This is a genomic window from Kitasatospora sp. NPDC038210, from assembly GCF_055600605.1.
Map to the genome: position 1 here is coordinate 31,319 of NZ_JBVJYK010000002.1, position 26,216 is coordinate 57,534.

Consider the following 26,216-nt stretch of genomic DNA (forward strand, 5'->3'; position numbering starts at 1 on the left):
GAGCCCGCGGGAACAGTGCCTGGCTCCCGTGGGCCGGGTGCGTACGTCACGTCGGCGGGCATGAGAATCTCAGGCGCGCGACCCGCGCGCGGGCGACGGTCACCCGGGCCCGGCGTCACGTCACCGACCGGGCTTTGGTCATGGTTACGGAAAACCGCAGCAGGACCGGGCGGTTGACCTCATGGTGGCGCCCCGCTCCCGCGCTCTAGCGTGAACGGCATGATCGCAACGTTGGCTTCCGCGTCGCTCGCCACCGCCTCCGCCGAGCCCGTAGGCGGCATCGCCGGGTGGGCCGTCGACGTCATGTCCACCCTCGGTGCCGTGGGCGCCGGCCTGACCAACCTGGTCGACACCGTCCTGCCGTTCATTCCCAGCGAGATCATCCTCCCCGTCGCCGGATTCGCGGCCGGGCAGGGCAAGCTGAGTCTGCCGGCCGTCATCGTCTGGACCACGATCGGCTCCATCGTCGGCTCCTGGATCGTGTACGCCGCGGGCGCCCTCCTGGGCCTGGAGCGGACCCGCGCACTCGCGGCCCGCATCCCGCTCATCAGTGCGCACGAGATCGACAAGGCGGACGCGTGGTTCCAGCGGCACGGCCGCAAGGCCGTCTTCATCGCCCGCATGGTGCCGGTGGTGCGCAGCCTCATCTCCGTACCGGCCGGGATCCAGCGCATGCCGCTGCTGGCCTTCACCGCGATGACCGCCGCCGGCAGCCTGATCTGGAACACCGTGTTCGTGCTGCTGGGCTACTGGCTGGGCGACAACTGGCACCTGGTGGAGGAGTACGGCGGCTGGGTGTCGAAGGGCGTCGTGGTGGTGGCGGTGCTGGTCATCGCCCGCTGGTTCCTGGTGCGGATGCGCCGTCGCCCGAGCGCCCGGCACCGCGGCTGAACCCGCGCCCGCCCCGAGCCCCGTACCCGCATTCCGGAGACCCGCGCCGCACACCGGCGCGGGTCTCGGCTCTTTCCGACGGCGACCGGACACCGGCGGCCGCGGGGCGGTCCGCGGAATCCGACGCGTTCCGGGGCTCCGGTCGGCATGATGTCGTCCGGGGAAGGGGCACTCCTGTCCGGTTGTGCGGGTTGTGCGGGTTGTGCGGGTTGTGCGGGTCGTCGTGGAGGTGGCGAAGAGTGGAGTCCGGGATCCGGAACGGCCGTCTGGTCGCGGTGGTGGGAATCGACGGTGCCGGCAAGACCAGCCAGGTGCAGCGGCTGGCCGAATGGTTCGAGGAATCGGGGCGCCCGACCCGGCTCTTCCTGAACCAGTCGCAGCTCCCGGTCCGTCGGGCCCTGGACGCGATCGCCCGCGAGGACGGCTTCCCGGGCCACCTGGGCATGATCGGGGCGGACACGATCAGGCTCATTTCGGCCTGCGCGCGGCTGTCCGCGCTCGCCCCTGTCGGCGACGTCCTGCGCACCCCCGGAGCCGTCGCGCTCGCCGACCGCTACACCGTCTGCCAGTACGCCGCCGTCCGCCTGCAGGGAGCGGACAACGAGGACTTCCTGCGGCGCCTCAACCGGGGCCTCCCGAAGCCCGACCTCACCCTCTTCCTGGACGTCGACCCGGTCGTCGCCCGGGAGAGGATCAGACGCCGCGGCATCGACGAGGAGACGCTGGAGTTCCTGGCCGCGTACCGGGAGGCCTACCGCTCCCTCCCGGAGTTCGCCGATGTCGTCGTGGTCGACGGGAACGGATCGTTCGACGAGGTCCAGGAACTCCTCCGCAAGGAGATCCAGCGGGCCCTGCCCCGAGCGGCGGCCGCCCCCACCGGGCCGTAGCCGTGCGCATCCGGACCATCGACTCCTCCCGGTGAGGATGCGATCATCGATGGCCCAGGGCGTCAGCCTTCGCCGAGTTCCGACGAGCGCAAATGGTGATCATGGAAGAGTCCCGCCCCGAACGCCTGAGCTGTCTTGCCGTCTGTGCCGGGGCGGGCGGCCTCGCGCTCGGCCTCGAACAGGCCGGATTCGACCCCGTGCTGCTCCTCGACAACCGGCCCGTGGCCTGCGAGACACTGCGGCTGAATCGCCCGGATTGGAACGTCCTGGAGACCGACCTCCTGGACTTCGTTCCGGAGGAGCACCGGGAGTGCTACGACGTGGACCTCCTGGCGGCGGGTCTGCCCCGGGTGAAGTCGAGCGCCGCGGTGGGACGCGAGGACAGCGACGAGGAACTCCGCCTGCTCGACGCGACCGTGATGCTCCTGCACGGTGTGCAGCCGCGGGCCCTGCTCATCGAGAACGTCTCGGAGTTGGCCGTCAAGCCCGCGTACGAGCCGATCCGTTCGGACGTCGAGGCCGAGCTCGAACACCTCGGGTACGAGTACGAGTGGTTCGTCGTCAATGCGATGTGGCACGGCGTGCCCCAGGACCGCAAGCAGGGGATCCTGGTGGCGCTGAAGGGGGGTGCCATGCGCGACTTCGTCCCCCCTGCGCGTGACACCGTGCCGCCGCCGACGGTGGGAGAGGCGTTGGGTGACACGATGGCCGCGCGTGGGTGGCCGCACGCCGCCGCCTGGGCCGCACAAGCCGATCAGGTCGCCCCGACCCTGGTGGGGGGTTCCTGGAACCGTGGCGGACCGGATCTGGGGCCGACCGGGTCGAAGCGCTCCTGGGCCCGCATGCGGGTCAACGGCGGGACCGTCGCCAATGAGGTCCCCGGGCCCGAGGAGCACTGGGACCCGTCACCGGACGGCACGGAGATGGTGAGGCTGACCGTCGAGCAGGCGGCACGATTGCAGGGCTTCCCCCACGACTGGTCCTTCGCCGGCGGGAAGACGCTCAGGTACCGCCAGGTGGGCCACGCATCGCCGCCCCCTGTGGCCCGGGCCCTCGGGCTCGCCATCAGGGCCGCGCTGGGCCGGTCGGCGCCGGCGGCAGGGGGTGGTCGGTGACTCGGGCGGCGCGGAGACCGTGACGCCGGGGCGGGACGGCATCGGGTGTTCCGTCCCGCCCCGGCTCGCAACCCGGTGCTCAGTGTGCGAGCAGGTGTGAGAGGAAGCCGATCGAGGGGTCTTCAGGGGTGCCGACCAGCAGGGCCCGGTCGAGCAGGCCGTTGTTGTGCTCGCAGCTGGTCTCCGGCAGCATCACGCAGGCGTGGCAGGCGGCCAGGTTGGTGCCACCCGCGCCGGAGATCTCGGTCTCGATGCACAGCGGGTCGGCGGAGCACCACTCGGCACGGTGGACGGCCGAGTGCACGGCCTGGGCGAGCCGGTCGATCTCGCCCTGGGCGACCAAGCCGCCGAGGCTTCCGGCCGAGTCGCTGGTCGCCGTGTAGATCAGCACCCCGGCCATCTCGTCGCCTGAGTAGATCCGTTCGCGCAGCGATGCGGCGGGGTAGCCGGAGTCCAGACTCCACTCGTTGATCATCACGTGCGCGAAGGTGTGCAGCAGGGCCATACGCGGGTCGGCGGGGGAGATCGGGACCCGAGCCGGATCGGAGGCCCGCGCGGTGAGAACCTGCTGGTGGCGGTGCCGCATGCGGGCCACGCGGGCCACGACGGCGGGCAGTTCGGCCCAGGTGTCGACCCTCGCCTCGTCGAACCGGAGGAACACCCCCTCCCCGTGGACCTCCATGGCGGGAAGCCAGTCAGTGGGAGTGAGGGACAGGCGAGCCTCGTGGCCCTCGGAGGAGGTCTCGGGATCGATGACCCGGGTGAAGGCCTTGAGGGCGCGGACCTCACGGAGTTTCTTGACCAGCATCGGGGGGACGAGGCCCAGTCCGACCAGAGGCTTCTCGTCGCCGATCGGCGGCTCGCAGACGAACTGCTCGGTGTGCCGCCCGGACTCCTCCGGGTTCCCGGCGCACAGGCGCTGGTACTCCAGGTCACGCAGGGCCCGGTAGCGCCGCTCCTGGTCGCGGTCCGGAGCGTCCTCTCCGGACGGGTCCTCGGCCTCCATCGCGGCGACCAGGTCCAAGGCCTCCTGAGCGCTCACCGGGGAGGGAACCCCGTCGAAGATGTGCTTCAGGTGGATCTCCATCTCGACGAGGCTGGTGCAGCCGCGGAGCTTGTCCCAGTGCCTGTCCAGGGCGTTCACCCGAGTGTCGCTCCATGGCGGGATGGACAGGGCGGAGCGGAGCACCGGCTGCCAGACGGAGGAGGAGCCGCGCTGGAGGGTACGGGGCGTCAGGGGGCAGCTATCCCTTGGGGCGTCCTTCAACCACGGCCGCTCGCCCCGGCAGCCGATGTTCAGCTCCTTCAGGGCGCCCGCGCGGAAGGAGCCCTCCATGGAGACCTCGGGCACCCCGCAGGAACAGGAGAGCACCACCGAGCGGAGCGAGGAGGAGCGGCCCGTCGACCGAAAGCTCATCCGGCCGGCACAGGCGGCGGCCGCACCCTCGCCTCGCCGCCGTCGGTGCAGCCAGTCCCGGTACGGGAAGTCGGAGATGTGGCCGTCCTCGCAGGCGACCACGAAGCGGGAGGGCACCAGGGGCTCGGCGCACTCGCCGCACTCGTTGCGTCCGGGCGGAGGGTTGAACGTCGCCACGTGGTCCAGCGCGTGGCATTCGGGGCAGTGGTGCCACAGCGGGAAGCGGCGCACCCGGATGCCGTCCCGACTGTCGTCACCGGAGGCGGGCGGGAGGCGGAAGTGCCGCACGCCCAGGACGCGGGCGAGACGGGGCTCGCGGATCACCGGGGCCTCGTCGCGCGGCCACTGATCCGCAGCACCGTCGATGCCCGCGACGATGAAGGACTCCTGGTCGACGGCGATCAGGGACCCCACGCCGTAGGTGGTGACGGCCTGGGCTCGACGGACCGCGCCGCGGCGGGGCAGCGTGCGGGCCGGTACGGCGGAACCGGCGGTGCCGCGCCGGCGGCGGGACGGGGGCGGGGTCATCGGGATGCCTCCATGAACAGGGCGGACTCGGCGTCGACGTCGCGCAGGGACCACAGCGTCTCCCACGCCTCGACGTCCTCCAGGGCGTCGTTGTAGGGCTTGAGCAGCGAGGGGACGGAGCGCCCGCGCTTGGGTTCGTAGTACAGACCGCCGTGCCTCTCGGCCTCGCCGTACCACCAGTCCACGAACTCGTCGAAGGCTGCGGCGACGTGGGCCACCTCCTTGGCGGAGGTCTCCTGCGGGGAGACGTTCCCCACCCGTTCGAGGATCAGCGGGCGGATCGTCTCCCGGAGCTCGTCCCGGAAGAGGTGGATCCTTCCCGCGTCCTCGTCCCTGCGGGCCGCGGGGATCGCAATGCGGGCCAGGGCGACGATCACCGCGTGCAGGCCGCGGTCACGGGCGCGGGCGGAGAACGGCGTGACCGAGGTGGACTCGACCTCGCGGTAGAGCGCGGAGTGGAAGTGCTGGAAGTTCTCGTAGTGCGAACGGTCACGGGAGCGGCCGGCGTTGAGCATCACCGCGACCAATCCGGGGTGGGCGCGGCCCACTCGGCTGGTGGCCTGGATGTACTCGGCGGTGGTCTGCGGCTGGCCCATGACGGCCATCAGACCGAGCCGGTCCACGTCCACGCCTACGGCGATCATGTTCGTGGCGAGGAGCACGTCCACCACGTCCGCCGTGTCACCGTCCGTCAGGCGGCGTTCGATCTGCTTGAGCCTGGCCGGGATGTCGCTGGCATCGACCCGGCTGGTCAGCTCGGAGTGGTTGCCGACCGTGCGTGGCTCGCACTTGTCGCGCTCGGCGAGGTGGTCCAGGTAGGCCACGACGTCGTCGTGGACCTGGAGTTCGGCGGCGGACAGCAGCCGCAGGCTGTTGAAGTAGCCGACCAGCGTCCAGTACGCGTCGCGCACCCGCTCCGTGGTGTCGGACCGCATCGCCTGGTGGAGCAGCGTGGCGTAGGTGCGGATCAGCAGGGTGGACTGGCTGGTGCCCGGGGCGAGCAGACCCACGTAGCGGCGGGACGCCTTCTCGCTCGCCGGGGTCTCCACGGCGAACCAGGAGTCGCGGGCGTCCAGACCGGCGGGCGGGAACTGCCGGACCTCGCGGGAGAACAGGGCCCTGCCCTGGTCCGCGGCTCGACGGATGGTGGCGGTGGAGGCGATCACCTTGGGGCGGTCGGCCAGCACGTCGACGGCCGTCTCGTACAGGCCGGTCAGGGTGCCCAGCGGTCCGGAGATCAGGTGCAGCTCGTCCTGGACGATCAACTCCGGCGGAGGGGTGTCGTCCTGCCGGTCCCGGTTGAAGAGAGCGGCGGTCCTCTCGCGCCACGGCATCGAGGCGAACTTGTCGACGGTGGCGATCACCAGGGTCGGCCGGGCCGCGTACACCGCCTGGTCGACGAGGTGAACGGGCAGCCCGTCGGAGAACGCGCAGCCCGTCCCGGGGCAGCGCACGTCCATCCGGTCGGCTTCCTCGTCCACCGCGTAGTGGTGGGCATCGAGGGCGGTCCCGCACCACGGGCAGGCGTGCAGCTGGACGGGGTTCTCCGTCTGGAGCACCCGGCCGGAGCGCGCGACGTCGAGCTGCCGGGAAGCCACGTCCAGGGTGTTGGGTGTGGCGGAGCGGCCCACCCACATGCCGATGGAGATCTCCTCGTGGCCCAGCTGCTCGGGGTTCTCGCGGCGCATCCGCTCCATGGCGCAGACCAGGATCGAGGCGCGTTCGAACTGCTGCAGGGTGAGGAGGCGCAGGGTGTACCGCATCAGGACGGTGACCCCGCCGCCCGCCGCGCCGAGTCGCATCCGACGCAGGAAGACGGTCAGGGCGATCAGACCCAGGTACGCCTCGGTCTTGCCACCGCCGGTGGGGAACCACAGCAGGTCGGACACGCCCCGGTCGGAGTGCTCCGGGCCGTCCACTCCGGCCAGGCACAGCAGCACGAACGCGATCTGGAACGGACGCCAGCGGGCGGCGGCCTCGTCGGGCTCGCCGACCCGGCCGTCCTTGACCCAGGCGGCCCGGGCGCGCTGGGTCGCCATCGCCCTGTTGGCCAGTCGGAAGGCACGCATCAGGTCGGGCTTGTCGCGCAGCAGGGCGATGCCCTCCCGGATCCGTGCCAGGGCCTCCTCGCAGGCGCGGACCTGCCCGGCCGCGGCCTGCTCGTAGGAGGTGCCGGCGAGCGCGGTGGCCTCGTCCCGCTTCCGCTCGATCCACCGTTCGTAGCCAGTGGCCAGCCCCTCCAAGGAGGCGATCACCTCGGCGTCGGCGGCCTCGGCGAGGCCGAGCATGGTGAGGGCCTCGGCGTCGATCGTCGGATTGGAGTCGGTGAGCAGCACCTCGTGCGTGGGCACGAACTCGGTGCGCACCTCGGGCACGCCGCCCGCCCGCCTCACCTCGGTGACGCCGATCGGGGACGGGGTCCAGTCCCACACCGCCGCGCAGCCGTGGCCGGCGGCGAAGGTGGGGGCATGCCGGTGCAGCAGTCGGCTGCTCTCCAGCTCGGGATCGACGGCGGATAGCGCGGTCGGGCGTTCCACGAACGCACTCGACCCGTTGGCGGCGCGCACGGTCAGTCCTGTCTGGAAGAGCGCGAAGGCGTCCTGGAGTTCACGCTCGCCCACCTTCTGGATGTTGACGAGGGTGACCGTGACGGTAACCGTGTCGGTCTCCGGCGACGGTCGGCGGACGTGCACCTCCAGCCGGGCTGTGCCGTGGACCAGGTCGCGCGAGGCCCCGCGGCCCGGGTAACGGGCGTCGACCCGAGTGTCCGGCAGGTCCAGCTCCACCCGACGCCAACGCTCCCGCTGGTCGGACGTGGCGCGGGCCTCGCTGCGGCGGGCGGAGATCTTGCGGCCGTCCGCGTCCTCCGGCTCGTACACGGCGGCGCGGGCCGAGACCACGATCTCCGGGCACACGGCGAGGTCGACCGCGAAGGTGAGGCCGACGCTCGACGGACGCCGGTCGCCGGAGTTGGGGCGGTCGACCGCCGTCCCGGACTCGTCGAGGCTGTCCGCCCTGGTCACGGGTTCCTCGTCCAGGCCGTCCTGCTCGGCAGCGTCCTCCAGGAGACGGGCGCCGGCCTCGGCGTCCGCGGGTCGGGGGTAGAGCACGCCGACGGGGTAGCGGGTGATCGGAGCGTCCTGGTCCAGGACCTCGACGCGCTCCTCGGCGGGGGCGTCGACGTCGGGGCCCAGCAGCTCCCGGCGGAGTCGGGCCACCAGGTCCTCCCGGACCTCGTAGTGGCCGGCGTGCCGCCCTGCGTGGATGGTCATTCCTGCTCCTCCTCGGTTCCAGCCGCGCGCCGGAACCGTCCGATTCCGCTGATGCGTGGGGCGATCCACACCCCGTGGTCGCCCAGGCCCGCGTTGGTCCCGGCGGCAGGGCTGCCCGCCACCGACTCCAGGCAGTCGACCCGCAGTCCTACGATCTCCTCGGGCCACCGGACCTCCCAGGCGGCGCCCACCTTCAGAACGGAGTACAGCTGGCTCCGGAAGGCCTCGGAGGCGTCGCCGATCTCCCGCCCCTCGTGCAGCAGGGCGTACGGGGGGCTCTGCTCAGGGCCCATGGCGAGGGTGTCGCGCAGCCGGAACGTCACCGGGTCCCCCGGTCGTACCCGTTCCAGCAGGTACGTCTGGGCGCCGGGCGCGTCCGTCCGGGCGTCGGCGGGCTCCACGGCGTCCACGTCCCCGGCGCGCACCTCGACACCGTCGCGCCGCCACCTGTGACGCGGATTCGGGACCCCCCGGTACCAGCGGCCGGTCGGCTTGTGCCTGAGCACCGTCGCCGTGTCCGGTGCGGCGATCCGGTACAGGTCCTCCCGGGCTCGGGTCATCGCCACGTAGAGCGCACGAGCCTCGCCGGGCACGTCCGGGTCGTCGGTGCGACGCCGTATCTCGGCCATCGCCGGCGGGGTCGTCAGCACCACCCGGTCGAACTCCAGGCCCTTCGAGCGGTGCACCGTGGACACGACGAGTCGGGCTCGTTCCGGATCCGCCAGTTCGTCGGGGAACCGCCGTTCCGCCACCAGTCCCCGAAGCCGTGTGACGTCGAGCGTGCCCCTACCCGGGCCGCGCGCCGCGACCCGCAGGGACCGCCAGGCCCGGTCCGGGTCGGTGCCCTCGGGCAGGGGCAACCCGGACAGCAGGTCGCGCAGTCGCTCCTCGGTGAGCGTGGCGGCCCGGGTACGACGCAACACCTCGGCGACCCAGTACGGCACGGGCCGGTCCCGGAGCGAGCGCCGCAGGGCGTGCGGGACCCCTTGGGCGTGCAACAGTTCCGAGACGACCAGGGCCTGCCGGTTGTCGCGGCACAGGATCGCGCAGGTGCCGGGGAAGGACCGCAGCGAGTCCAGCGTGAACGAGTCGGTGAACGGGCCCAGGTCGGGAACGTCGAGCAGCAGCTCGCGCAACTCACCGTGGAGGCGCTCGGCCGCGGTGTCCGCACCTTCCGGTGCGCTGCCGATGCCCTGGACGGCGGGACCGAGCGGGAGTGCAGTGCGTGCCTCGGGAGTGACGGCCCGGAAGTTCCGGGTCAGCCGGAGTTCCACCAGGTCGTCGGCGCAGGAGATCCGCACCCAACGGAGGAAGAGGTCGGCGCGATCGGCGAACTCCTCCGGGTCCTCGATCTGGAAGTCGTAGATCGCCTGGGCGGGGTCACCGACCAGGGTGAACCCGCAGGTGTCCTGGAGACGGTCGAGCAGCGACTCCACCATTTCCCGGCGCGCACCCACCAGATCCTGTACCTCGTCGACGATCACGTGCGTGGGCGGGCCGGACTCCAGGGATTCCAGTGCGCCCTTCTCGATCGCGTCGGTGGCCGCCCGGATCCGCTCGTCGAAGGAGAGCGCCGACCATTCGCGGTCCGGATACGCCTGCAGCAGCAGGGAGTACGCCCAGGAGTCGAAGGTCTGCACCCGCACCCGTCGCGTGTGCTCACCGTGCCGGGCGATGCGGTCCCGCAACTCGCGGACCGCAGCCCGGGAGAAGCTGAGGACCAGCAGCTCGGAGGCCTCCAGCGCCTCGTCCGGATCGGTGTGCCCGATGAGCGCGTCCATGCGGCGCACCAGAGTGTGCGTCTTGCCCGTGCCTGCCCCGGCGGTGACCAGGAGACGGGTGTCCCACGGCAGGTCCACGACCGCCTGCTGCTCTCCGGTGAGACCGGGGTCGAACTCATGGGGGGCGGTCACCGTGCGCTCCACAGGTGCTCGAACTTCGTGAAGGCGAGAGCGGTGTCGAAGTTCCGGATGGTGTCGCGGACATTGAGGATGAGGCAGGTGTCCTTGCCGCCGTTGCGGGGGCCGCGCAGGCCGCGCCCGATCATCTGCTGGTACACGTTCGGGCTGTAGACGGGGCGGGCAACAACCACCGCGCGGGTGGCGGGGGCGTCGAAGCCCTGGGTGAGGACGCCGTAGTTGGTGAGCACTCGCACCCTGCCGTCACGGAACTCCCGGATCCGGGCCCGGCGGTCGTTGTCCGAGGTGGTGGAGTCCACCGAGGAAGCGGAGATGCCCTGGTCCATCAGCCTGGCCGCCAGGTACTTCGCGTGTTCCACCGAGGTGGCGAACACGAGTACCGGCCAGCTCCCGTCCATTGCCGCAATCTCCGCCACGATGCGACGGCTGCGGTCGTGGTCGTCGGCCAGCCGCTGTTCTGCGGCCTTGGACAACAGGCTGAACTGCTGGGTGCTCTCCCGCTCCTGGCGGGACAGCTCGATGGTTCCGCCGGTCAGTTCCCGGTGCTCGACCCGGGCCAGCACACCCAGCTCCTGGAGATCACCGTAGGCGTCGCCGGAGGGGAAGACCCCCTCGTCCAGGCGGCGCGCACCGAAACGGTTGACCAGTCGGCGGGTCTCCTCCTCGTTGTGGCCGCGGAACGGGGTGGCGGTGAGGCCGAGCAGGTGCCGCTCGGTGCGGTGCTGGGTCAGGCCGAGCAGATCGAGGATTGCGGTGTAGCTCGGGCCTGTCGCCACGTGCGCCTCGTCCACGACGACCAGTGCGGCCTCCCGCAGCCAGGCGTAGCGGTCGGTGTCCAGACACACCCGGAGCTTCGCGTCGGTGGCCACGACGAGCTGCGGTCCGTCGGTGACGGGCGCCGCCTCGTTGGAGGTCCACAGCCGGTTGATCGTCAGCCGGTCCTGTGCACCCGCCTTGCTCCAGACGAACTGCCAGCTCTGCACGGCCTGTTCGCACAGTTCCTCGGTCTGCGCGATCCACAGGATCGGCCCCTTCAGCGCGCCGGTCTGCTTGACCCAGCGGATGACCGCCTCGGCGGTGACGCGCGTCTTGCCGGCCCCGGTCGGCAGCGACAACATGGCGCGCTGCGGGGTGAAGCGGTCCAGCATCTCGAAGATGTTCAGGGCGAGCCGCTCCTGGTACTCGTGGAGGCGGGGGAAGTCCCGGGGGCCCTCCACGGTCAGGCTCTGTTCGAGGGTGGGCGCCCGGTAGCCGGCGAAGGGCGCGGGCAGACCGAGCTCGGCGACGAAGGAGACCGCCGCCGATCCTCCGGTGAAGGACGACGGGGCGCTCGGGAACCGCTCCTGGATGTCGCGCGCATGGGTCTTGAGCACGGTGTCGCCGTGCGCGTTGTGCGCCATCTGGGCGATCCGACGACCGGTGGGCTCCTGTCCGTCCAGCTCGTGGCGTTCGGCGTCCATCAGCCCCGCGGGGAGCCGGTCGCGCAGGGCCTCCGCGCCGATCAGCAGCTCCAGCTTGGCCGTCACATCCGAGGCCTCCCGGACCGCTTTCAGTGCGGACCGCACCTTCTCGTCCTGCTCCTGACGAACCTGGGCGTCCAGGACGGCCCGACAGTCGGCCTCGGTCATCCGCAGGCCCAGCTCGCGGTCCACGGCGCGGAGCGTGCCGAGCCGGTCCAGCGAGTCCACGACCTTGATCACATTGCCCTGACGGGCGCTCTCCAGGGGCTTCGCCCGCGCGCCGTGCGGGGTGCGGACGACCTCCTCCAGCGTGGAGCAGCGCAGCAGCGAGTAGGTGCCGACCGAGCTGCCCATCTTCTGGCGCAGCGTGGGGAACTCCTCGACCAGCGGGACCGGCTCCACTGTCGACTCGTGCCTGGTCTCCCGACTGACGACGTCGTCGTGGCGCAGCATGCCCCACCGTTCGACCATGAGGTCGGCGGACTCCCGGTCGGGCATCAGCAACGCGGGCACCCGTTCGGCGCGCAACGAGCGGTACTCCTCCGGGTCCGCGGCGACGGCGATCTCGCCGTCCTCCCGGGTGTCCCAGATGTCGCCGATCCGACAGCGGGTCAGCGAGCCTTCGGGGAAATCGATCTCCAGCCGGGTCAGCAGGGCGTAGGTGGAGCCGACGAACGCGTCGTCCTCGCTCTGTTGCAGCTTCTCCAGCAGCTGCTCCCACTGCTGTGGGCGGACCTTCTCGACACTGTCCGGGAGCCCCAGCTTGCGGGCCTTCTCCGAACCGATCGACGCCACCGGGAGCACGTCACGGTACGCGTCGAGCTGCGGCCCCACGGCCTCCTTGAGGGGCTTGAGGCCCTGCGAGGTCTCGACCCGGCCGTGCCGGGTGAGCATCCAGCGGACGGGAGAGAGCACCGGACGGCGGGTGTTGGCCTGGACCCCGATCTGCAGGGTCCAGTTCGTGATCACCGCGTCCTCGGGCAGCGCCCGGAGGAAGGCCGCCCGGGCCTCGTCCGAGAGCCGGGGCAGGAGGTGCAGCGGCCCACCGACGGGAGAGCCCTCGATCCTGGTCCTGGCCAGGGAGGGCCGGCTCGCCTGGTCGTCGAGCGTGCGGCAGTAGGCCTTGTGCACAGCTTCGCGGTACTCGTCGAACCAGGGCTCCGACTCCGGCCTGTGACCCGAGGTCGGCCGGTCCCGCAGGCCCGACTCGCGGAAGAAGCCCGCGTCGTCGGCGTGGAAGCGCATGTCCACCGCGATCTCGGGGTCGCTCTCCGGGGTGACGACGGCTCCGGGAAGCATGCAGTCGCGCATGAGGCGGAAGCGGCCGTCCGCGGTCCGCACCATCAGGGTGTCCGCCGGCGCCGGCACCCGCTGGGTCACCTCGTGGCCCACGACCGAGGCACCCGCCCGGTGGAACAACTCCCAGAAGCGGGTCCACTCCTGCGTGCCGTAAGCGTCGAAGCCCTGGTCGAGGACGCTCACGAACCGGCCCCGGACATCGGCTTCCTGGATGCCGAGAGTGGTGAGGGCGGAGGAGAGCGACGGGTCGTCGGACAGGGCGCGGTCGACGTAGACCAGCGACTCCCGCAGACCGTCCTCCTCGGTGCGCCGGTACACCACGCTGCCGAGCGGGGCGACCAGGCCGTGCTCCTCGGTGAGCACAATCCGGGCTCTGCGGGCCTCGCCGGCGCAGGAGGCGTTCGAGGCGATCATGTCGGCGACGATCCGGACGGCCGCAGCCGAGGCCTCCGCGGAGCCGTCGGAGACCAGTGCCTCCAACCACTCGACGACCGAGGCCCGCCGCCGTCCGGCCGCCACCAGGACGTGCTGGACCTTGCCCGACCGCAGGTCGGTGGCCTCGACCGACGGGTGCACCCAGTCGCGGGGGCGCCCGGGGTGGGAATGCCACGTCCGCAACCAGCGGTTGACCGCGGCGCTGTCCTTGCCCAGATCCGGGTGGACGTTCAACTCGCCCGGAGAACGCAGCACGCCGTCCTGGTCGGGCAGCGACGGGCGCACCGCGGCGGCGGCCCAGATCTGCTCGGTGAGCAGACGGTCGGCCCAACTGATCGTCTCCACGCCCTTGGAACGGCCGGGCAGCAGCGGCAGGTACGCACCGGGATCCTCCGTCGGTGCGAGTTCGGGCAGCGAATCGACCACCAGGCGGGCGGCGACCCGAATCATCTCGACGTTGAACGGCGAGGAGTCCAGCAGATTCTGGCGGTCCTCGTTGGTCTTCCACGCCCCGTTCAGGATGCCGCTGAGGGTCATCTCGTACTTGGTCGGGAAGAAGGACCAGAACCGACCACGCCCCCGGGCGTCGGCGGCGCCGAGCAGGCCGGTCCGTTCGTCGGTGCGGTACGCCGGAACAGCCCAGGCCACGTCGATGGACAACCGGTCGTGCAGTTCGCCGGCGTCGCGGCGGGCGGCCTCGGTCGGCTCGTGGGTGTGGGTGAAGACCCGCCATCGAGACGTGGCCGGAGGCCTTCCGACCCGCTCCTCCTGGATCGTGTGCAGGCTTCCGGTCCGCTCGGACCGCAGAGCCCGGCGCGCGACCGGTCGGAGCCGGCGGTCCTCCAGGACCACCTGGCCCACGTGCGGCGAGAACAGATGGAATCCGGACGGGAACTCCTCGCGGGAGTCGTGACCAGCCGAACCCTGATGGCCGTGCATGTCCTTGCCGAGTCGGTCGGCGGCGCCGGGGAGCAGCGGCAGGCGGACCACGGTGGTGGCCCAGTGCAGCAGTTCGTCCAGAACCTGGTCCCGAAGGCACTCGGCCGCCATGTCCAGCTCGCGGGCCATCCGGAGAACGGGGGCCCCGAACTCCTCGCCGAGCCGCTCGCGCACGCCGGGGACGTTCCGGATCAGCTCGTACGACCAGGCCCGGTCGAAGCCGAAGCTGCCGTCGCGGCTGAAGAACTCGGGTGCGTCGGTCACCACCAGGACCGACTTCACCCCCACGCCGAACCGGCCGATCTGGCCGCCGCGCTTGCGGGACGTGCTCATGCGCAGAATGGTCTCCGCGCCCCCGGGCGTCACCGGGTCGCCCTGGTTGGCGCAGTACAGGTGGGTGCCGGTGAGGAGGACGTGGATCCGGCCACCGGGCTCGCCACGCAGTTCGTCGGCCGCGTTCTGGACGAGCTCGAAGAGCTGCCGGTCGCCGTATCCACCCTGGGTGATGCGGCGTTCGCCGTTGGCGTGTTCGGGGATCAGACCCGGGTCGATGGCGTAGGTCTCCAGGACTCGGAGAGACTGCTCGACGACGGTGCGGATCACCGGGGACTGCGGATCGGCCACGAATGATTCCACTTCGAGTGCGGAGGGAGGGTGGACGGTGGTGTCGTCAACGGCTTCGGTGCAACGTCTGCATGACGGTGCAGCAGGTTCGGCGCTTGGTGCGCCGGTCGCCGCTCGGGGTCGGATGCGGGCGGCGGGTTCGGGCCTCGGCGTCGCGGATGCCGTTCCGGTAGGAGGCGACCATGCCGTGGTCGATGTCGCGCAGGTGCAGGAAGAGGCCCAGGGCTTGGGGGTCGTCTGCGAGCCGGTCGTAGGTCGAGACGATGGAACGCATGTGGTGGAGCGGGGAGTTCTGGGGGGACACCGAGACGACCTGCGCTTTCGCTTTCGTGGGGACGTACACGATGGAATGGTGCGGAGGTGGTGCGACGGAATGAGCCGAGGGAAGGCCACAAGGACTCGGGAAAGAAGGCTGAATGGAACACGCCCTGACATGCTCTCGGCTTCCGCCCGACGAAGCTGACGGATACTCAACCACGCCTCCGGGTGTCCGTGCAACAGGGGATAGCGGTATTCCCGCGTTCCGCCGGGTCGGACTTCCGGGGTGAAATCGGGTGAATTCTCCAAGGGCTCCAGGTGTGTTTTCCGATGGATGCGGGGCCTGTCAAAGGTTGGTTGACAGCGGGGTGTCGCTGTCAACTGCGATGCGGTAGCGTGGCTCTCACCTTGTGTGACAGGCCAAGCGGAAGCAGGTGGGACGTGAAGGCGGCTGAGGACTTCGGCCCCTGGCTGGCGCGCCAGCTCAAGAACGCAGGGAAGAGCCAGACCGATCTGGCGCTGGAGCTGGGCAAGACCCGCGCCGCGGTCTCGGCCTGGATCGTCGGCCGTTCCGTGCCCCGGGACGAGACGATCCGGGACATCGCGGCGTTCCTCAAGACCGACCTGGAGACCATCCACACCCGCAGCTCCGATGCCCAACTCGGTCTGCCCGTCCAGTGGTACCACCGGCCGGCCCACGCCGACGGCGGACGTGAGTACGGCAACGCCGCCGCGTTCGCCTTCGAGGCCGACGTCTCGGTGCTCGCCCGCGAGGCCACCCAGAACAGCCTCGACGCGCGACTGGACCCCTCCGAGCCCGTCCGGGTCCGTTACACCCTGCACGAACTCACCGGAGAGGCGCTCGCACGATTCCGCGAGGCCATCGAGTGGGAGAAGCTGCGCCCGCACTACGAGGCGCTGACGGCTGACGGCGGTAAGCAGAGCAAGGTTTCGCGCACGATCGCAGCCGGACTGCGCGACATGTACCAGCACGACCGCCTCGTGCTGCTGCGCGTCGACGACTACAACGCCACCGGCCTGACCGGCGGCGACTACGAGGACGGGCTCTTCGCCGCCGTGGTGCGTCGTCAACTCGACAGCCACAAGCGGGACCTCGGTGCCGGCGGTTCGTACGGCCTGGGCAAGGCCACCTTGTGGGCCACCAGCCGACTCGGCCTGGTGCTGATCAACTCCACCCTCTCCGAACCTTACGAGGGCCGTACCGAGCGGCGCCTGATCGGCCGGCTCGACCTTCCGTGGCGCGAGGTCGACGGCCGGGCGTGCGCCGGCCCGGCCTGGTTCGGACGTCCGGACGCGACCACCGAATCCGCGGACGTGGTGCGTTCCTGGTGGGCCGACGAGGAGACCGTCGAAAGCCTCCACCTCGCCCGCGAGAGCGCGGCCCCCGGCACGTCCTTCCTCATCGTCGGCGCCCACGACGTGGCCAGTCTGGTGTCTGTGCACGGCGCGGCGGACCAGGAGGACAGCACAGAGGACGACGACTCCGTCCACCGCATGCACGCCCGGCTGGTCGATGCGCTCGGCCGCAATTTCTGGGCGGCGATGACCGGGGGCGGCGACCACAAGCCGCACCTGGAGGCGTCCGTCCGCACGTACCGCAACGGCGAGGTGCTGATCCCCGAGGAGCACGTGGAGCCGGCCGTCGCTCAGCCCTCCCGCACCCGCGCCCTGCGGGCCTTCTTGGAGGGAACCACCGTCGACCGGCTCACCGGCCCGGGCCAGGTCGCCCGAGCCGGCGTGCAGCTCAACGTGCCGCTCCACGGCGGTCAGGTGCGCGGTGCCGTACCGCACGAGGCGGTGCTCCTGGTCACCGACGCCGAGGATGCCGACGGTCGCCCCAACCGACTGGTCTCCATGCGGGGCAACCGCATGACCGTCAAGGACAGCGCCGTCACCAGCATCCCGGTCGGCACCAACCCCTTCCAGGCCGTCCTCCTCACCGGTCGCGCGGCGGGCCCGGATGCTCCCGGGGCCGAGGCCGCCGAGGAGTTCCTCCGCGCTTCCGAGCCGCCGGAGCACAACAAGTGGGGCCAGACGGAGGAGCTGCGGCTCTCCTACTCGCCCTCCGCCCACCGGCGCATCGCGGCCCTGACCACTGCGGCGAACGCCGGCGTTCGCGACCTCGTCGCGGTGCCCAAGGCCAAGCGTCGCAACGGGGGAGAGGCCAAGATCGCCGGTCGGCTCAAGGTGGGTGGCGGCACGAAGAAGCCGCGCCCCGCGGCGACCGCGGCCCTGCCCGAACTGGACAACGTGGACGCGTTGATCGACGAAACCGGAGCTTGGTCGGTCACCGTCGACCTCAGGGTGTCGCCCGGGGTGGACACGGACCGACCGGTCACGCCGGTCGCCAAGTTCGACGTGCGCTCCGGCCCCCGTCCGGCGGCTCCGTGGAAGGACCTCGTCGCCATCAGCGGCTGTGAGGTCGTCGACGGAGCCCTGCAGCTGTCGCCCGGAAGCCGCAAGGCCGTCTTCCGGGGCGTCACCGATGTTTCCCGTCACCCGGTCCGGGCCCAACTCACCGGTCTCGTCGTCGAACTCCGCAGTGGAAAGGGGGAGCAGGCGTGAAGGTCTATCCCTACCGACGGCTCACCGGCAACGTGTCCTGGCGCGTCGACAGCGCCCAGCTCAAGGCCGAGGGCGAGCCCTGGGAGGCTCTGGAGAGCAAGTACCTCTCCACCGTGGAGCGGGTCGTCGCACTCGGACCCGACGAGGACCGCCCCGAGTGGACCCAGGCCCGGCTCCGACTCTCCGCCGGTCTCCCGGCCAAGGCCCTGGACCCGGCCGGTCCCTGGCAGAACGTCAAGGTCGTCGCCGTCCTGATTGAACGGGCCACCAACACCCGTACGACAGTGGAGTTCTCATCGGTCTCCGAGGACGGCCGCGAGCGGACCGCCGAGCTGTACCTGTACCGCTGCGACCTCCTCGATCGAGCCTCCCTCACCGTGCATGTGGTGGCCACCGTCGACGGGGTGCCGGGTCGGGTGATCGCCACCTCCGACGTGGAGTGGTTCGTCGACGTCATCGAGGCCGTGCCCTCGCTCGCTCGCGAACTTGAGGTAAGGATGGTCAACTTCGGAGCCGGGGCGAGCAGACTCCAGCGCTTCAGGGAGTCCCCGTGGCTGGTCGACACCACCGGCCGGATCCCGGCCGTCCGCGTCAACACCGACTTCGACGGGCTCGGTGACCTGATCGGCGCCGACGGCGGCACCGGTCCGGAGGCGACCGTCCGCGAACTCCTGCTCGCCCAGATGTGCTCGGAGGTCTGGACGGCCGTCTTCCATTCCGCCGTCGGCGACCTGGAGGTCGAGGAGGACGGCACCCCGGTGTTCCCGCACGGCTGGCAGGGCGAGGTGCTCCGGGAGATGCTCCCCGACATGTACCCCGATCGCGAGCCGGAGCAGGCGTTGCGCGAGGTCCACGCGGCGCGCACCGGATCCTCCGGTGCCGGGTGGGGGGAACTCCAGTCCCGGATCCACTTCGCCGCTTCCCGGCGCGCCGGCGTCCCCCGGACGCTCTCCACCACCATCCGCGACCTGGAACGCCTCACGCAGGGGGACGACGCATGACCGACCGGCCCAGCTATCTTCCGGAGCGCCTCGCCCTGCTGCCGAACGCTGAGGTGGCGGACTTCCTCACCGAGGGAATGCTCACCGGTCGCGAGGACGTGCCGAGCATCAAACTCAACCAGGCCACCGAACCGCTCCCGCACAGCGACCGGCGCGGCGAACTGCTGCCCGTCCGGGACCTGGCCGAGGACGCCATGGCCTACTGCCGGAACAACGGGTTCAAGGCCACCCAGGCCGATTCCTGGCTGGCCCCCCGGCTCCACGCGGCGCTGCGGCTCACCCGCCGCGAGGCGGCCGACCCCGGCTTCTGGAACTACCTGGCGCTCGGGGTCGCGCCGGACTACGTGGTCTGGCGACACCTGTCGGAGGCCACCGGGAAGGTGGCGGTCGACCGTTTCCGGGGGCAGTACCACAAGCAGGCATTCGCGCGCCTCTGGTGGGCGGCCGAGCTCTTCCGCGACGGCGCGGACTACGGCCCGGTAGTCACGGCCTGCGGCAACCAGGACATCCTCAACACCGCTTTGCGGATGTCCGTGATCAACCACCGGCCCACCGCCCAGGCGGTCGTCCGGCTGGTCGTGAAGGGCACGGTGACCGGTGGTCGCGAGGCCAATGCGCTGGCCGGAGCCGTCAACGCTGCCGCCGCGACGCTGATGTACGACGTGATCGCCCCCGATCACCCCGAGCGCGACCCGCGTCCGCTGCTCGACTGGATCGACGAGTCCGAGACCGCCCGCCAGGTGTCACGGAACGCGCTCCCGACGGGCCCCGACGAGGAACCCGCGCCGGAGCTCTCCGTGAGCCTGCTGACGGACTACTTCGCCGAACTCTTCGCGGACGTGCCGGTCCGCGGACGGGTCGAACCGGACGGGGTCGACGAGGAGGCCTGATCCTCGGGCTTCGGGCAGTCGGGACCGCAATCGCCCGGGGCGTCGCACCCCTCGGTCCGGAGCCTCCGGTACTCCGCGTCGTCGCGGTCGAGCCGGCCCCAACTCTCCCGGAGCTTCTCCTCCGGCGGGAGCGGGCGGCCCAACGCCGCCGCCAGCACGTGCATCCCGAACAACGGCGGGACGGCATTGCCCACCTGCTGCGACCGGTCGCCGCCTTCCCAGGGGTAGTCCGGTGGGAAGGTCTGGAGGATGCCGGCTTCGGGGATGGTCAGGCGGTCCGGGTCGAGGTCGGGACCGCCCGGTTCGAGCCGGACGGCGTTGCGCGACACCTTGCCGGTGACCGTGAACGACGGCTGCCGGTGCGTCCGGATGCCGCGCTTCTTGGGGTCGCCGCCGCTGCCGTAGTTCGACACGATCACGAACGGGGGCTTCCGGTCGGTGAGCACGTCCCCCATCGCGACCCACGGCCTGAGCGGCGTCAGGGCCCCGTCCACCGGCAGCGCGGTCTGGGTGTCGTCGGGGCCGCCCTGCGCCGGCTTGCGCAGGTTGAAGACGTGGTGGGTGGGGGCAGGAATCGCAGGAGTTCCGTGCCCGGCGAGCCGCGCGATCAGGATCGTGCGGCGACGGGTCTGCGGGACACCGTACGCCTCGGTGTGCAGGGTCTTGACCTCGGCGACGTTGTACCGGACCCGCGTTCCGTCCTCCCGCGGCAGGCCCGTCTCCAGGGCCTCCTTGTAGACCTCCCAGAGCGCCTTGACCGCGGGCACCTGTTCCAGGACGATCACGTCGAACGGTCGCCGGTCCCGGTTGGGGGAGCCGAGGGCCTTGATGGCGTACCGGAGCGGCTCCAGGACCAGGGCGGTCCGGGGATCGCCGCCCATCTTCTCCAGCTGATCGTCGATCTCGTCCTCGCCGGCCCCGTCCACCAACCGGTGGATGAGCTTCTTGACCTTCTCCAAGGCCTTGCGACCTGCACCGTTGCCGGCCACCGAGTACGTTTGGCAGGGCGGACCGCCCGCCAGCACGTTCAGATCCGCGTCGAGTTCCTCGAAGCGCTTGCTCCGGACCTCGCTGACGTCCGCGTGCCACGTCCTGAGCCCGGCCGCGTAGCGCGTCTCACAGGCGTCCTTGTCCCACTCGATGCCGAGCGATTCGACGCCGAGCATCCTCGCGGCCACATCAAGACCACCCGGACCGGCGAAAAGGTCCAGAATGTGTGGTGTCGCGGGGAATGAGGCCGTGGCGTCCGAGCTGGTCATGTGGCCAGAGTCTAGCCGGCGACGGGCCCCGCGATGTACTCGGTCGTCTCTTCCACGACGGTCCGGCTGCGCCCGGGCCGCCGCTCGTCGACCAGGGCGGCGATCCGCTCGGCGGCCTCGGCCGCGCTCTCGTGCTCCCAGACGCGGACCGACAGCCAACCTGCCTCGGCGAGACGGGCGTCGGTGTCCCGGTCCCGGGCGCGGTTCTTCTCGATCTTCTCCCGCCAGAACTCGGCGTTGTTCTTGGGCCACGTCGCGTGCTCGGGGCAGCCGTGCCAGAAGCAGCCGTCGACGAAGACCGCGACGCGCGCCGGGCCGAAGAGGATGTCGGCCTCGCGGCGCACGCCCTTGAGCGGCTTGCGGTGGACGCGGTAGCGCAACCCGGCCGCGTGCAGGCTTCTGCGGAGGGTGACCTCGATACCCGTGTCGTGACTGCGTTGCTTGCTCATCCGGGTGCGGATCTTCGGCGTGGTCTCCAGGGAGGGCATGTCCCCATTCTGGCTCCGGGCACCGACATCGGTCCTCCGCATCCGCGGCCGCCGGAACCGCCCGCCGGCCGCGCCCCGGGGCCGGCGGGCGGGGGTGGGTCAGGCGAGGGAGGCGACGGCGGACTTGACCTTGTCGGCGATGGCGGTGGGGAGGGGGACGTAGCCCTTCTGGCCGGCGGCCTGCTGGGCGTTGTCGCTGATGGTGTAGGTGAGGAAGGACTTGAGGGTGTCGAGGCTCTCGGGCTTGTTGCCCTTGTCGCAGACGACCTCGTAGGTGACGAGGACGATCGGGTAGGCGTTGGCGGCCTCGGTGGCGTAGTCGAGGGACAGCGCGAGGTCGCCCTCGGTGCCCACGACGGTGGAGGTGGCGAAGGTGTTGGCGGCGTTGGCGGCGGTGGCCTCGACGGGCTGGGCGGCGCCGGTGGAGATCTTCGCGGACTTGAGGTTGTTGATCTGGGCGTAGGACAGCTCGACGTAGCCGATGGAGTTGTCGACCTGCTTGATCTGGGCGGAGACGCCGGCGCTGCCGTTGGCGGACTGGCCGCCCGTGCCCTTCCAGGCCTTGTCCGGGGCCGCGGGCCAGGCGCCGCCGGAGGTCTTGGCGAAGTACGAGGTCAGGTTGTACGTGGTGCCGGAGTCGTCGGAGCGGTGGAAGGACTGGATCTCGGCGTCCGGCAGGTTGGTGCCCGGGTTGAGGGCGGCGACGGCCGGGTCGTTCCACTTGGTGATCTGAGAGTTGAAGATCTTGGCGGCGGTCGGGCCGTCCAGGACGAGGTTGTCGACGCCGTTGATGTTGTGGACGAGGGAGACGAGGCCGCCGGCCATCGGCAGGCCGATCGCCTTGCCGCCGGTGCAGACCGCCTTGGAGGCCTCGACGTCGGCGGGCTTGAGCACGTAGTCGCTGCCGGCGAACTGGACCTTGCCCTGGGTGAACTGCTGGATGCCCGCGCCGGAGCCGCCGCCGCTGTAGTTGATGGTGGTGCCGGGGCAGGCGGCCGAGTAGGTGGTCTTCCACAGGTCGATCGCGTTGCCCTGCGCCGTGGAGCCGGCGCCGAGGAGCGTGCCGCCCTGGCCGCAGGCCACCGTGGGGGTGCTGCCGCCGGCCGCGGAACCGTTCGCGGTGGTGGTCCCCGTCTTGTTGTCGTCGCTTCCGCACGCGGTGAGCGACAGGGCGCCGGCCAGCGCGACCGCGCTCAGGCCGAGGGCGGTGGCGGACCGGCGGTTGCGCTGGAGCATCGGTGGTTGCCTCTCGTTGACACGGCTTCGTCGACGGGGTCCCGTCGACGGGGTTCGACGGCCGTGAGCGGAAGGAACGTTGACAACCGAGGTGAACGCAGCTTCCGCCCGTACGTGAATCCTCGGTGTCGGGAAGGCGGACGCAGGGCAAAGCCGCGGCGTGTCGAGCCTTATGACAACAGCATTGACGTGTTCCGGCGTCGCCGGTTTCATGACTCGCACCTTCCGCACACGCCTTCCCGGCGCGTGCGTCCCCCTCACACGTGCTTCCCCCACACGTGCACCCCCACGACCTAGGCGGTGATCCGTTGGCATCGACGGTGAAGGACACGGGCAGCGGCCCGAGAGCGAACGCGAGCAGTTCCCACGTCGTGATGCGACAGTCCCTCGGCCTCCTGGACGGCGCGGTGATCGCCGCCTCCAGCACGGCCGCCACCAGCAGCATCGGGATCGGCCTGGGCCTGATGGCCGGCGTGGTCGGCCTGCACCTGCCGGCGATCATGCTGCTGGCCTTCCTGCCCGTGCTCGCCATCGCCGGCGGGTACGGGCGGCTGAACGCGGTGGAGCCGGACGCCGGCTCCAGCTACCGCTGGGTCGGCCGCACCCTCAGCCCCTGGCTGGGGTTCCTCACCGGATGGGTGAACACGGTCGGCACGGTGGTGTTCATGGCGTACACCACCACCGTCACCGGCTCGTCGGTCATCCAGCTGCTCGGCGAGGCGCACCTGCGCAGCGTCGCCGGCCTGCGGCTGGACGCGGACTCCACCGTCCAGTGCACCCTGCTCGGCCTGGTCATCCTGATCGGCGCCGCGCTGGTCGCCGTGCGCGGGCTCGACATGGCCGCCCGGCTCCAGAAGGCACTGCTGGTGTTCGAGTACGCCGTGCTGCTCGGCTTCTGCGGGTACGGGCTGTTCGCGGGTGACCAGCCCTTCTCGCCGCAGTGGTTCAACCCCTTCGACATCCCGTCCTTCGACGCCGTCGCGCAGGGCATGGTGCTGGCGGTGTTCTGCTACTGGGGCTTCGAGTCGGTGTTCAGCGTCGGCGAGGAGGTGCGCGACCCGCGCGACGCCTCCCGGGGCGGCATGATCGCCCTGGTGGTGATGATGCTGCTGTTCCTGCTCGCCGGCACGGCCTTCCAGCGGGTGCTGCCGATGGACGAGCTGGCCGACAACGGCGCGCACGGACTGACCTACTTCGGCACCAAGCTCGCCCACCAGCCCCTCGCCGCACTGCCGTTGATCGCGCTGATGTTCTCCGCGGTGGCCTCCCTGCAGTCCTCGGTGATCCCGACCGCCCGCGGGATGTACGCGATGGGGCGCGACCGGGTGCTCGGCCCGGTCTGGACCCGGCTGCACCCCCGGCACGCCACGCCCGCCGTCGGCACCCTGCTGGTCACCGGCCTCGCCGTCGTCCTGGCCCTGGCCTCGATCGCCATCCCGACCGTCAACGACCTGATCTCGGCCGCCGTCAACGCGATCGGCGTCATCGTCGCGCTCTACTACGCGCTCACCGCCATCGCCGCCGCCGTCCGGTTCCGCGGACTGCTGCGCACCGACCCGGTGCAGGGACTGCGCGCGGTGGTCGGCCCGCTGCTGGGCGCGGGCGCGCTGCTCGCCGTCGGCGGCTACCTCGCCTGGACCTTCTACGACTCCACCGACCACTTCGAACTGGCCGCCGACAACGGGTGGTTCGAGCTGACCGTGGTGACGCTGATGATCGTCACCGGGCTGCCGGCGGCGGCCTGGGCCCGCTGGCGGCGGCGTTCGCCGTACTTCCCGCAGAACGAGCCGACGGCGTGCGACGCGCCGGCCGCGCAGGAGGCCTAGCGTGGGCGAAGGCGAAGGCGAAGGCGAAGGCGAGCGCGAGGACGAGGACGAAGGCGAGGGCGGAAGGCGAAGGAGCCGGAAAGCCCGCAACGACAGACCGTGCGACACGAGAACGGAGCACCACCCATGACCGAGGCCGATCTGGTCTTCACCCGCGGACCGGTCCACACCGGTGACGCCGCCCGGACCAGGGCGACCAGCCTGGCGGTGGTGGGCGAGCGGATCGCCGCCGTCGGGCACGACGAGGTCCGGGAGCTGATCGGGCCCAAGACCGAGGTCGTGGACCTCACCGGCAAGCTGCTGCTGCCCGGCTTCCAGGACGCGCACATCCACGCGGTCTTCGGCGGAACGGAGTTGGCCACCTGCGACCTCACCGGGACGGTCGGCGTCGCCGACTACCTGGAGCGGATCCGGGCGTACGCGGAGGCGAACCCCGGGCAGGAGTGGATCACCGGCAGCGGGTGGTCGATGGAGAGCTTCGACGGCGGACTGCCGACCCGGCACCTGCTCGACTCCGTCGTCCCCGACCGCCCGGTGTACCTCACCAACCGGGACCACCACGGCGCCTGGGCCAACACCCGGGCGCTGGAGCTCGCCGGCCTCACCCGCGACACCCCCGACCCGGCCGACGGGCGGATCGAACGCGAGGCCGACGGCACCCCGGGCGGCACGCTCCAGGAGGGCGCCACCGCCCTGGTCGCCCGGCTGCTGCCGCCCTCCACCGCCGCCGACCGCCTCGACGGACTGCTGCGCGCCCAGCGCCTGCTGCACTCGCTCGGCATCACCGGCTGGCAGGACGCCCTGCTCGGCGAGTTCAACGGCCAGCCGGACCCGTCCGACGCCTACCTGGCCGCGGCGCGCTCCGGCGCCCTGACCGCCCGGGTGACCGGCGCGCTCTGGTGGCGACGCGACCGCGGCGCCGAACAGATCCCCGAACTCGTGCGGCGTCGCGAGGAGTTGAGCCACGGACGGTTCCGGGCCGGATCGGTGAAGATCATGCAGGACGGCATCGCGGAGAACTTCACCGCCGCGATGACCGCCCCGTACCTGGACGGCTGCGGCTGCGCCACCGCCAACTCCGGCCTCAGCTTCGTCGATCCGGTCGCGCTGCGCGGGTACGTCACCGAACTGGACGCGCTCGACTTCCAGGTGCACTTCCACGCGCTCGGCGACCGGGCCGTCCGCGAGGCGCTGGACGCCGTCGAGGCCGCCCGCGCCGCCAACGGCCGGCGCGGCGCCCGGCACCACCTCGCCCACCTCCAGGTGGTGCACCCGGACGACCTCGCCCGCTTCGCGCAGCTGGGCGCGATCGCCAACATCCAGCCGCTGTGGGCCGCCCACGAGCCGCAGATGGACGAGCTGACCATTCCCTTCCTCGGCCCGGAACGCGCCGCCTGGCAGTACCCGTTCGGTGCCCTGCAGCGCGCGGGCGCCACCCTGGCGGCGGGCAGCGACTGGCCGGTGAGCAGCCCGGACCCGCTGGCCGGCCTGCACGTGGCGGTCAACCGGATGGAGCCGGACGCCACCGACGGACGGGTCTTCCTGCCCGAGCAGCGGCTCGACCCGGGCTCCGCGATCGCCGCGTACACGGCCGGGTCCGCGTACGTGAACGGGCACGACGACGCGGGCGTGCTGGCGGCCGGGTGGCTCGCGGACCTGGTCGTGCTGGACCGGGACATCCTCACCGGGCCGGCCGAGGAGATCGCACGCGCGCGGGTGCTGCGGACGTACGTGGGCGGGGAGTTGGTGCACGCGGCGGACTGAGCCGGGTGACGGCCGTCGGTGGTGGGCGCAGGGAGCCCGCCACCGACGGTGCCGTGCCCGGCGAACGCTGTGGGCCGGTGTCGGTTCACGGTCGGCTGCGCGCCAGGACGGGTGCGCGTCAG

The 26,216-nt window shown here is 71.4% G+C and carries 16 protein-coding genes; 8 read left to right on the forward strand and 8 right to left on the reverse strand.

The features are described 5' to 3' along the window. Window positions 1-219 precede the first annotated feature (219 nt). From ACZ7KX_RS03730 to ACZ7KX_RS03740, 3 genes are all read left to right on the forward strand, one after another. Complete coding sequence (locus ACZ7KX_RS03730) at window positions 220-891, forward strand: DedA family protein (protein WP_470325122.1); 672 nt, start codon at window positions 220-222, stop codon at window positions 889-891. A 239-nt stretch (window positions 892-1,130) separates the two neighbouring features. Further along, on the forward strand, window positions 1,131-1,778 hold the full coding sequence (locus ACZ7KX_RS03735) for a dTMP kinase (RefSeq protein WP_470325123.1): 648 nt from the start codon (window positions 1,131-1,133) through the stop codon (window positions 1,776-1,778). A 92-nt stretch (window positions 1,779-1,870) separates the two neighbouring features. Further along, window positions 1,871-2,893, forward strand: a complete 1,023-nt coding sequence (locus tag ACZ7KX_RS03740; RefSeq protein ID WP_470325124.1) for a DNA cytosine methyltransferase — start codon at window positions 1,871-1,873, stop codon at window positions 2,891-2,893. Between the two features lie 79 nt (window positions 2,894-2,972). Here ACZ7KX_RS03740 and drmB read toward each other — a convergent pair whose 3' ends face one another. From drmB to ACZ7KX_RS03765, 5 genes are read right to left on the reverse strand one after another with little or no spacing between them, the layout of a single operon-like run. After that, on the reverse strand, window positions 2,973-4,838 hold the full coding sequence (gene drmB / locus ACZ7KX_RS03745) for a DrmB family protein (protein ID WP_470325125.1): 1,866 nt from the start codon (window positions 4,836-4,838) through the stop codon (window positions 2,973-2,975). Then, entirely contained in the window at window positions 4,835-8,110 is a 3,276-nt protein-coding gene (locus tag ACZ7KX_RS03750) for a helicase-related protein (RefSeq protein ID WP_470325126.1), read from the reverse strand. The genes drmB and ACZ7KX_RS03750 overlap by 4 nt, the downstream gene beginning before the upstream one ends. Further along, complete coding sequence (locus tag ACZ7KX_RS03755) at window positions 8,107-10,023, reverse strand: UvrD-helicase domain-containing protein (protein WP_470325127.1); 1,917 nt, start codon at window positions 10,021-10,023, stop codon at window positions 8,107-8,109. Before ACZ7KX_RS03755 ends, ACZ7KX_RS03750 begins: the two co-directional genes overlap by 4 nt. Next, window positions 10,020-14,786 carry a DEAD/DEAH box helicase gene (locus tag ACZ7KX_RS03760; protein WP_470325128.1) on the reverse strand — a complete coding sequence of 1,589 codons (4,767 nt, stop codon included), beginning with the start codon at window positions 14,784-14,786 and terminating at the stop codon, window positions 10,020-10,022. Before ACZ7KX_RS03760 ends, ACZ7KX_RS03755 begins: the two co-directional genes overlap by 4 nt. Before the next feature lie 46 nt (window positions 14,787-14,832). Further along, window positions 14,833-15,060: a hypothetical protein gene (locus ACZ7KX_RS03765; protein WP_470325129.1), complete on the reverse strand. Its 228-nt coding sequence runs from the start codon at window positions 15,058-15,060 to the stop codon at window positions 14,833-14,835. A gap of 425 nt (window positions 15,061-15,485) precedes the next feature. On the opposite strand from ACZ7KX_RS03765, the gene ACZ7KX_RS03770 reads away from it, so the two are divergent. The 3 genes from ACZ7KX_RS03770 to ACZ7KX_RS03780 are packed head-to-tail and all read left to right on the forward strand — an operon-like array spanning window position 15,486 to window position 19,521. Further along, window positions 15,486-17,630, forward strand: a complete 2,145-nt coding sequence (locus tag ACZ7KX_RS03770; RefSeq protein WP_470325130.1) for a helix-turn-helix domain-containing protein — start codon at window positions 15,486-15,488, stop codon at window positions 17,628-17,630. Next, window positions 17,627-18,631 carry a hypothetical protein gene (locus tag ACZ7KX_RS03775; RefSeq protein WP_470325131.1) on the forward strand — a complete coding sequence of 335 codons (1,005 nt, stop codon included), beginning with the start codon at window positions 17,627-17,629 and terminating at the stop codon, window positions 18,629-18,631. Before ACZ7KX_RS03770 ends, ACZ7KX_RS03775 begins: the two co-directional genes overlap by 4 nt. Beyond that, complete coding sequence (locus tag ACZ7KX_RS03780; protein WP_470325132.1) at window positions 18,628-19,521, forward strand: DUF6339 family protein; 894 nt, start codon at window positions 18,628-18,630, stop codon at window positions 19,519-19,521. The genes ACZ7KX_RS03775 and ACZ7KX_RS03780 overlap by 4 nt, the downstream gene beginning before the upstream one ends. Here ACZ7KX_RS03780 and ACZ7KX_RS03785 read toward each other — a convergent pair. The 3 genes from ACZ7KX_RS03785 to pstS form a co-directional block, all read right to left on the reverse strand. Beyond that, on the reverse strand, window positions 19,446-20,780 hold the full coding sequence (locus tag ACZ7KX_RS03785; RefSeq protein ID WP_470325133.1) for a DNA cytosine methyltransferase: 1,335 nt from the start codon (window positions 20,778-20,780) through the stop codon (window positions 19,446-19,448). The two genes, ACZ7KX_RS03780 and ACZ7KX_RS03785, sit on opposite strands and share 76 nt — an antisense overlap. A gap of 11 nt (window positions 20,781-20,791) precedes the next feature. Beyond that, window positions 20,792-21,268, reverse strand: coding sequence for a very short patch repair endonuclease (locus tag ACZ7KX_RS03790; protein WP_470325134.1), 477 nt, complete (start codon window positions 21,266-21,268; stop codon window positions 20,792-20,794). 99 nt (window positions 21,269-21,367) lie between these two features. Continuing rightward, window positions 21,368-22,504, reverse strand: coding sequence for a phosphate ABC transporter substrate-binding protein PstS (pstS, locus tag ACZ7KX_RS03795; protein WP_470325135.1), 1,137 nt, complete (start codon window positions 22,502-22,504; stop codon window positions 21,368-21,370). A gap of 374 nt (window positions 22,505-22,878) precedes the next feature. On the opposite strand from pstS, the gene ACZ7KX_RS03800 reads away from it, so the two are divergent. Together ACZ7KX_RS03800 and ACZ7KX_RS03805 are read left to right on the forward strand one after the other, a co-directional pair. Then, window positions 22,879-24,330 (forward strand): APC family permease, encoded by a 1,452-nt coding sequence (locus ACZ7KX_RS03800; RefSeq protein ID WP_470325136.1) that lies wholly within the window; start codon window positions 22,879-22,881, stop codon window positions 24,328-24,330. 126 nt (window positions 24,331-24,456) lie between these two features. Further along, window positions 24,457-26,094, forward strand: a complete 1,638-nt coding sequence (locus ACZ7KX_RS03805) for an amidohydrolase (protein ID WP_470325137.1) — start codon at window positions 24,457-24,459, stop codon at window positions 26,092-26,094. The last annotated feature ends 122 nt before the right edge of the window (window positions 26,095-26,216 follow it).

Excerpts from the sequence above, each read along its gene's own strand:
- ACZ7KX_RS03730 (WP_470325122.1), top strand. The coding sequence starts at position 220 with ATGATCGCAACGTTGGCTTCCGCGTCGCTCGCCACCGCCTCCGCCGAG.
- ACZ7KX_RS03740 (WP_470325124.1), top strand. The coding sequence starts at position 1,871 with ATGGTGATCATGGAAGAGTCCCGCCCCGAACGCCTGAGCTGTCTTGCC.
- drmB (WP_470325125.1), bottom strand. The coding sequence starts at position 4,838 with ATGACCCCGCCCCCGTCCCGCCGCCGGCGCGGCACCGCCGGTTCCGCC.
- ACZ7KX_RS03750 (WP_470325126.1), bottom strand. The coding sequence starts at position 8,110 with ATGACCATCCACGCAGGGCGGCACGCCGGCCACTACGAGGTCCGGGAG.
- ACZ7KX_RS03765 (WP_470325129.1), bottom strand. The coding sequence starts at position 15,060 with ATGCGTTCCATCGTCTCGACCTACGACCGGCTCGCAGACGACCCCCAA.
- ACZ7KX_RS03780 (WP_470325132.1), top strand. The coding sequence starts at position 18,628 with ATGACCGACCGGCCCAGCTATCTTCCGGAGCGCCTCGCCCTGCTGCCG.
- ACZ7KX_RS03785 (WP_470325133.1), bottom strand. The coding sequence starts at position 20,780 with ATGACCAGCTCGGACGCCACGGCCTCATTCCCCGCGACACCACACATT.
- ACZ7KX_RS03790 (WP_470325134.1), bottom strand. The coding sequence starts at position 21,268 with ATGCCCTCCCTGGAGACCACGCCGAAGATCCGCACCCGGATGAGCAAG.
- pstS (WP_470325135.1), bottom strand. The coding sequence starts at position 22,504 with ATGCTCCAGCGCAACCGCCGGTCCGCCACCGCCCTCGGCCTGAGCGCG.
- ACZ7KX_RS03800 (WP_470325136.1), top strand. The coding sequence starts at position 22,879 with ATGCGACAGTCCCTCGGCCTCCTGGACGGCGCGGTGATCGCCGCCTCC.
- ACZ7KX_RS03805 (WP_470325137.1), top strand. The coding sequence starts at position 24,457 with ATGACCGAGGCCGATCTGGTCTTCACCCGCGGACCGGTCCACACCGGT.